This is a genomic window from Nocardia aurea (assembly GCF_003123685.1).
In the GTDB taxonomy this organism is placed as follows: domain Bacteria; phylum Actinomycetota; class Actinomycetes; order Mycobacteriales; family Mycobacteriaceae; genus Nocardia; species Nocardia aurea.
Genome location: NZ_QCYJ01000145.1, coordinates 23,953 through 31,102 on the forward strand (window position 1 = coordinate 23,953; position 7,150 = coordinate 31,102).

A 7,150-nucleotide genomic window follows, 5' to 3' on the forward strand; every position below is an offset into this window, starting at 1 on the left:
TAGTCATATGGGTTGTCCGATTAAGCAGGGCAGCGGAGCACGAGCAGGCAGCGGGCGGGAACCGGCAGGGTCGCCGATGCCGGGTAGGAGGCGTCGGAGAGGCCGTCGGGAATCGAACAGTCCAGTGCCACCGACCATTCGGCGCCGTAGTCGGCGCCGGGCAGCACGAAGTCGAGTGCGGAATCGTGCGCGTTGAAACACATCAGGAACGAATCGTCGGTGATGCGTTCGCCGCGCGGCCCCGGTTCGGGGATGCCGAGCCCGTTCAGGTAGACGGTGAGCGATTTGCCGAACCCGCTGTCCCAATCGGCCGGTGTCATCTCCTCGCCCGCCGGGGTCAGCCAGGCGATATCCCTGGCGTGATCCTTCGACCGGATCGGCCTGCCCTCGAGGAAGCGTCGGCGGCGGAAGATGGGGTGGGCGGTACGCAGCGCGATCACGTGCCGGGTGAAATCGAAGAGATCCTCGTTGGATTTCAGCAGCGACCAGTCCATCCAGGCGATCTCGGAATCCTGGCAGTAGACATTGTTGTTGCCGTGCTGGGTGCGGCCCATCTCGTCGCCGTGCGCGAGCATGGGCGTGCCCTGGGACAACACCAGCGTCGCGAGCAGGTTGCGGGACTGCTTGGCGCGCAGGGCGAGGATGTCCGGATCGTCGGTCGGTCCCTCGACTCCGCAGTTCCACGAACGGTTGTGACTCTCGCCGTCGCGGTTGTCCTCGCCGTTGGCAGAGTTGTGTTTCTCGTTGTAGGACACCAGATCCCGCAGCGTGAAGCCGTCGTGGGCGATGATGAAGTTGATGCTGGCGCTCGGCCTGCGCCCGGTGGCCTCGTACAGATCCGACGAACCGGTGAGCCGGGACGCGAATTCGCCGAGGGTGGCGGGCTCGCCGCGCCAGTAGTCACGAACGGTGTCGCGGTACTTGCCGTTCCATTCGGTCCACTGCCCGGGGAAGTTGCCGACCTGGTAGCCGCCCTCGCCGACATCCCACGGCTCGGCGATCAGCTTCACCTGGCTGACCACCGGATCCTGTTGCACCAGATCGAAGAACGTGGACAGCCGGTCCACGTCGTGCAGTTCGCGCGCGAGGGTGGCGGCCAGGTCGAAGCGGAACCCGTCGACGTGCATATCGAGGATCCAGTACCGCAGCGAATCCATGATCAGTTGCAACGTGTGGGGATGACGCACGTTGAGGCTGTTGCCGGTACCGGTGTAATCCATGTACCGGGACGGATCCTTGTCCAGCAGACGGTAATACGCGGCATTGTCGATCCCGCGGAAGGCGATGGTCGGTCCGAGGTGGTTGCCTTCGGCGGTGTGGTTGTAGACCACGTCGAGGATCACCTCGATGCCCTCGGCGTGCAACGCGCGCACCATCGCCTTGAATTCGGTGACCGCCGCTCCGCCGCGTGGGCTCGCGGCGTACCCGTTGTGCGGTGCGAGATAGCCGAAGCTGTTGTACCCCCAGTAGTTCCGCAGTCCCTGGTCGAGCAGCACCCGGTCCTGCAGGAACTGGTGCACCGGCATCAGTTCGATCGCGGTGATACCGAGACTCTTGAGGTGACCGACGATCGCCGGATGCGCGATACCCGCGTAGGTGCCACGCAATTCGTCGGGGATATCGGGGTGCGTCATCGTCATGCCCTTGACGTGCGCCTCGTAGATGACCGTCTCGTGATAGGGCCGGTTCGGCGGGCGATCGGCGCCCCAGTCGAAGAAGGGGTTGATCACCACGCCGGTCATGGTGTGGCCCAGCGAATCCAGCCCGTAGGTGTGCAGGGACGGGTCATCGTCGAAATCGCCGTCGAAGGCCTTGCCGTACGGATCGAGCAGCAATTTGCTCGGATCACAACGCAATCCCTGTTCCGGATCGTAGGGCCCGTGTACACGGAACCCGTAGCGCTGGCCCGGCCCGATGGTCGGGAGATAGGCGTGCCAGACGTAGGTGTCGACTTCATCGAGCGGGATACGGGTTTCCGCGCCGTCACGACCGATCAGGCACAGTTCCACCGACTCGGCGACTTCGGAGAACACCGAGAAATTGGTGCCCGCGCCGTCATAGGTGGCGCCGAGCGGATAGGGCGTGCCGGGCCACACACCGAGTGGCGTCAGGTCACCGGGCGATGCGTCGGGCTCAGGCATACAAATGACAGTAGCGGCAGTCACGCGATAGCTCTCGCGGGTGTGCGAGGGCGGGTGCGCCCGCAGAGGTCACCGAGGGTGCGCGGCCTCGGGCCGGGCGGGTCGGGCGGTCGGGCCCGGCGTCGGTCCGCGTACCGGCCGGACCCGCGCCGTCGAGGTCGCGGCACCCGGCTGTCACGCGATGCGCCGACAGGCGCATATCCGGTCTTCGGACGGGTCGACCAGGCAGAATCGGTACCGCGTCGGTCGGCTCGCGGCCGGTCGTGCTGGCCGGGTCCGCCGCGTCGCCGGATTCGAGCGGGCGGATTCTTCGGTGACCGACCGCGCTATGACATCGCGTGAGCGGTGACTGTCCGGCTCGCGATCCTCGGAATCGAGATAGTCACCGACTATCCGCGTGACGAGGGTCTCCCGAGGTTCCCGCCCGTTCGGGTGTGACACTCTCGTCGCCCACGGCGAACGGCTCTCAGCGGAGTGATAACTTGAACACCGTTCAAGATTGCCTCGGGGAATCCGGGGCTGTCGCTCGACCGCGAGGAATGCAGTGGGAGGAATGCGGTGGCACTGACCCCCGACGAGATCACCCGCATCGACGCCGAACATGTCTGGCACCCCTACGGTGGCTTTCCGGCGACCACCGAACCGCTGATCGTCGCCTCCGCCGAAGGCACTCGGCTGACGCTGGCCGACGGCCGGGTGCTCGTCGACGGCATGAGTTCGTGGTGGGCGGCCGTCCACGGCTACGGGCACCCGGTTCTGGACGCGGCCCTGCTCGCGCAGTCGCGGCGGATGAGTCACGTGATGTTCGGGGGACTGACCCACGAACCCGCCGCGCGCCTCGCGGAGCTGCTCGTGGCGCACACCCCCGCGGGTTTGGACAAGGTCTTCCTGTGCGATTCCGGTTCGGTCTCGGTCGAGGTCGCGGTGAAGATGTGCCTGCAGTACTGGCGCGCGCTCGGTGAGCCGGGCAAATCCCGGCTGCTGACCTGGCGCGGCGGCTACCACGGTGACACCTTCACGCCCATGAGCGTCTGCGACCCGGACGGCGGGATGCACTCGCTGTGGACCGATGTGCTCGCGGCCCAGATCTTCGCCCCGCCGCCGCCGCGCGACTACCGACCCGAATACGTCGCGGAACTGGAACGGCTGGTGGGCGCGCACGCCCACGAACTCGCCGCGATCATCGTCGAACCGGTCGTGCAGGGCGCGGGCGGCATGCGCTGGCACGATCCGCGCTACCTGCTCGACCTGCGCAGGCTCTGCGACGAGCACGGCGTGCTGCTGATCTTCGACGAGATCGCCACCGGATTCGGCCGGACCGGAACCTTGTTCGCGGCCGATCACGTCGGTGTCGCCCCGGACGTGATGTGCGTGGGCAAGGCCATCACCGGCGGCTACCTCTCCCTGGCCGCCGCCCTCTGCACGACACCGATCGCCGAGACGCTCAGCGCCGCCCACGGCGGACTCATGCACGGCCCGACCTTCATGGGCAATCCGCTGGCCTGCGCGGTGGCGGTGGCGTCCATCGAATTACTGCTCGAGCGCGATTGGCGCGGCGAGGTCGGACGGATCGAAGCCGGACTGATCGAGGGGCTCGCGCCCGCACGCGACCTGCCGGGCGTGGTCGACGTGCGGGTTCTCGGTGCGATCGGCGTCATCGAATTGGCCGAACCGGTCGAGATGCGACGTGCGACCGACGCGGCGGTGCGGGCGGGCGCGTGGCTTCGTCCGTTCCGCGATCTCGTGTACTGCATGCCGCCGTTCGTCAGCACCGGCGCGGATATCGAGATCATCACCTCGGCCATGCTCGCCGCGGTGGCGGCGCAGTCGGCGTAACGACGAGCGTGCGTTCAGGCGATCCAGGGCGGCACGACGGCTTCGTCGCTGCCCGGAGTTCTCGCCCGCGATCCGGCGGGACCGGTGACGAAGGCGGTGAACCCGTCGTCGCCCGCGACGACCTGCCGCGTCGCGTTCGCGCGCAGCACGACGGTATCTCCCTCGGCAGCGGCGATTGTCGTGTCGTCCAGGGCGATGGTGAGCTGTCCGGTCAGTACGGTCCAGATCTGTTCGGCGTCGATGGTGTGCACCGGGCCCGCGATTCCGGGATGAACCCGTACGTGCCACAGCGCCTGTCCGGTATCGCCCTGGGTGGGGGAGGCGAGGGTGGTCATCACGCCGCTGGGGGTTTCGGTGCGCCGGGTATCGGTGTGGCGAATGAGTGTCATTCCGGAATCTCCTACAATGGACAACAGGGTTGTCTATATGGTCAATGAGGTTGTCTACTATGTCAAGTGATGAGGGCGGCTACGAACTGCCGCTGCGCCTGCTGCTCGGCTTTCGGAGCATCGTCGACGAGGTACACGCGGAATTGGCCGAGCGGGGCCACGCCGAAATGCGACCCATGCACGGATTCGTCTTCCAGGCCGTCGGTCGGGTCGGGGGGCGGTACGGATGCACCGCCGCCGATCTCGGGCGGGCGCTCGGCGTCTCGAAACAGGCCGCGGGTAAGCACATCGAAGCGCTGGAACGCCTCGGCTACCTGCGCCGTGGCCACGACCCGCAGGACGCGCGGCGCAAGGTGTACACCCTGACCGACCGTGCGACCGACGCGCTGACCGAATCCGCCCGCGCCTTCGACCGGATACACCGCCGCTGGGCCGACATCCTGGGCGCCGATCGCCTCGCCGCGCTGGAGGACGATCTGCGCAGGGTCACCCCGGGCGATCTCTTCCGCTTCGACACTCCGAACTGGTTCGGGGCGTCGTAGTCGATCGCTCGGTGCGACGGATTCGGGCCTGATCCGACGATCGCGATCGCCGTGGAGACACCGCATCGGATCGGCGGTCCCGGTCCCGGCCCATACCGCCCTGAACGGTGTTCAAGTATGCTGCGGAGCTGTGAATACCGATCTGTCGAGTTGGCTGGACGAACGGGCCGCCGACCGCGCAACCGCAGGCCTGCACCGTGATCTCCGCCCGAGGCCGCCGGTATCGGCATCGATCGATCTCGCGTCCAACGACTACCTCGGCCTGGTGCACCACCCCGAGGTGATGGAGGCGGCGATCGAATCCGTGCGGCGCTGGGGCACCGGATCCACCGGATCGCGTCTGGTCACCGGCACCACCACCGAACACGAGGAATTGGAAGCCGAGCTCGCCGACTTCGTCGGCGCCGAGGCGGGCCTGGTCTTCGCCTCGGGGTACGCCGCCAACCTGGGCGCCGTCACCGCGCTGTCGGGCCGAGGTTCCCTGGTCGTCTCCGACGCGGGTAGTCACGCGTCGCTGGTCGATGCCTGCAGGTTGTCGCGTGCGCGGGTGGAGATCGCGCCGCACCGCGATGTCGACGCGGTGGATCGTCTCCTGTCCGCGCGCACCGAGGAACGGGCGCTGGTACTCACCGATTCGGTATTCAGCGCCGACGGCGATCTCGCGCCGCTGGCCGAATTGCACCGTGTCACCCGATCCAACGGCGCGGTGCTGATCGTCGACGAGGCGCACGGGCTCGGCGTGCGCGGCACGGGCGGCCGCGGTCTCGTCGAAGAGGTCGGGCTGTCCGGCGCGCCGGATCTGGTGATCACCGCGACCCTGTCCAAAGCCTTCGCAGCGCAGGGTGGCGCCGTCCTCGCGGGCGAGAACGTGCGCGCCCACCTGATCGACACCGCCCGCACCTTCATCTTCGACACCGGACTCGCTCCGGCCGCTGTCGGCGCCGCGCGCGCCGCCCTGCGCCTGTTGCGCGCCGAACCGGAGATGGCGGGGCGCGTGCTGGAACGTGCCGCCGACATCGCGCGGATCGCAGGCGTGGGAACGCCGGATTCGGCGGTCGTCTCGGTGGTGCTCGGAGAAACACACGTCGCCCACGAAGCCGCCCAGGCCTGTCGGGCGCGCGGTCTCGAGGTCGGATGTTTCCGGCCGCCGTCGGTGCCGGAGGGGACTTCCCGGTTGCGGCTCACCGCTCGCGCCGACCTGACCGCCGCGGAGATGGACACCATCGCGACGGTTCTCGGTGAGGTCCTGGCAGGGGCCCGCGGCCTGGACGCGGTGCCCGCATGAGGCGATCCGCATCGCGTCGTCTTCCTTCCGCGCGAGTGCGGGGGGACCGGGCATGAGCATCCTGCTCGTCACCGGAACCTCGACGGGGGTCGGTAAAACGGTGGTCACCGCCGCCGTGGCCGCCGCCGCGGCGGCCGAGGGCCGTTCGGTTGCGGTCTGCAAACCGGCGCAGACCGGAGTCGGCCCCGGGGAGCCCGGCGATCTCGCCGACATCGCCCGGCTCAGCGGCATCGATCGCGGCATCGAACTCGCGCGCTACCCGGACCCGCTCGCGCCCGACACCGCCGCGGCACGCTGCGGGCAACCCCTACTGACCCTGCGGGAGACCGTCACCGCGATCCGCGAGCTGGGCGATGCCGACCTCACCCTGGTCGAAGGTGCCGGCGGTCTACTGGTCCGGCTCGGTGAATTCACCCTGACCGACCTGGCGAAGGAACTCGACGCCCCGGTACTCGTCGTCGCCGCGGCGGGCCTGGGCACCCTGAACCACAGCGAACTGACGACCCGCGCGCTCGCGGCAGCCGGCGTGCGATGTGCGGGACTGGTCATCGGCGCGTGGCCCGCGGATCCGGACCTCGCGTCGGAATGCAACCGCGTCGATCTGTCGAGGGTTACCGGAGTGGAACTCGTCGGCGCGGTTCCGGAGGGCGCGGGCGCGTGGGACCGTCTTCGATTCACCGAGACCGCCCGGGACTGGTTCGAACCGGCTCTTCTGACCGCCCACCGGTGAAGAATCGTCGATCCAGGCCGTCTACCAGGCGATTTGACATCGTGCACACGGCTACGTAACTTTATCCAAGTCAGAGCGACACGGACACCGACCCGGAGCCGCCACGCAGAGCCGAGAGGCTGGGCGAGGCCTGGGAAACGAGGTAGTACGAGGAGCGCCTGGCGATCGCACTGGTTCGGTTGAGATCCTGGATTTGGTTTCGGGTGATTGGCTGCGCTAAGCTGGAT

Annotated in this window: 6 protein-coding genes; 4 read left to right on the forward strand and 2 right to left on the reverse strand. The window is 68.0% G+C overall.

Annotated elements, in window-relative coordinates; genetic code table 11:
• Positions 1-20: 20 nt before the first annotated feature.
• Positions 21-2,141: a glycogen debranching protein GlgX gene (gene glgX, locus DAT37_RS37670; RefSeq protein WP_109529734.1), complete on the reverse strand. Its 2,121-nt coding sequence runs from the start codon at positions 2,139-2,141 to the stop codon at positions 21-23.
• Positions 2,142-2,699: 558 nt separating this feature from the next.
• Between glgX and DAT37_RS37675 the strand changes: the two genes are divergently transcribed.
• Positions 2,700-3,977 carry an adenosylmethionine--8-amino-7-oxononanoate transaminase gene (locus tag DAT37_RS37675; RefSeq protein ID WP_109529735.1) on the forward strand — a complete coding sequence of 426 codons (1,278 nt, stop codon included), beginning with the start codon at positions 2,700-2,702 and terminating at the stop codon, positions 3,975-3,977.
• Between the two features lie 14 nt (positions 3,978-3,991).
• Here the strand turns inward: DAT37_RS37675 and DAT37_RS37680 are convergent, their stop codons facing one another.
• Positions 3,992-4,366, reverse strand: coding sequence for a cupin domain-containing protein (locus tag DAT37_RS37680; RefSeq protein ID WP_109529736.1), 375 nt, complete (start codon positions 4,364-4,366; stop codon positions 3,992-3,994).
• 59 nt (positions 4,367-4,425) lie between these two features.
• Here DAT37_RS37680 and DAT37_RS37685 point away from each other — a divergent pair, with 59 nt between their 5' ends.
• The 3 genes from DAT37_RS37685 to bioD all read left to right on the forward strand — a co-directional run bounded on the left by DAT37_RS37685 (position 4,426) and on the right by bioD (position 6,923).
• Positions 4,426-4,908: a MarR family winged helix-turn-helix transcriptional regulator gene (locus DAT37_RS37685; RefSeq protein WP_109529737.1), complete on the forward strand. Its 483-nt coding sequence runs from the start codon at positions 4,426-4,428 to the stop codon at positions 4,906-4,908.
• A 130-nt stretch (positions 4,909-5,038) separates the two neighbouring features.
• Positions 5,039-6,193, forward strand: a complete 1,155-nt coding sequence (locus DAT37_RS37690) for an 8-amino-7-oxononanoate synthase (RefSeq protein WP_109529738.1) — start codon at positions 5,039-5,041, stop codon at positions 6,191-6,193.
• Positions 6,194-6,245: 52 nt separating this feature from the next.
• Positions 6,246-6,923: a dethiobiotin synthase gene (gene bioD / locus DAT37_RS37695; protein ID WP_109529739.1), complete on the forward strand. Its 678-nt coding sequence runs from the start codon at positions 6,246-6,248 to the stop codon at positions 6,921-6,923.
• The last annotated feature ends 227 nt before the right edge of the window (positions 6,924-7,150 follow it).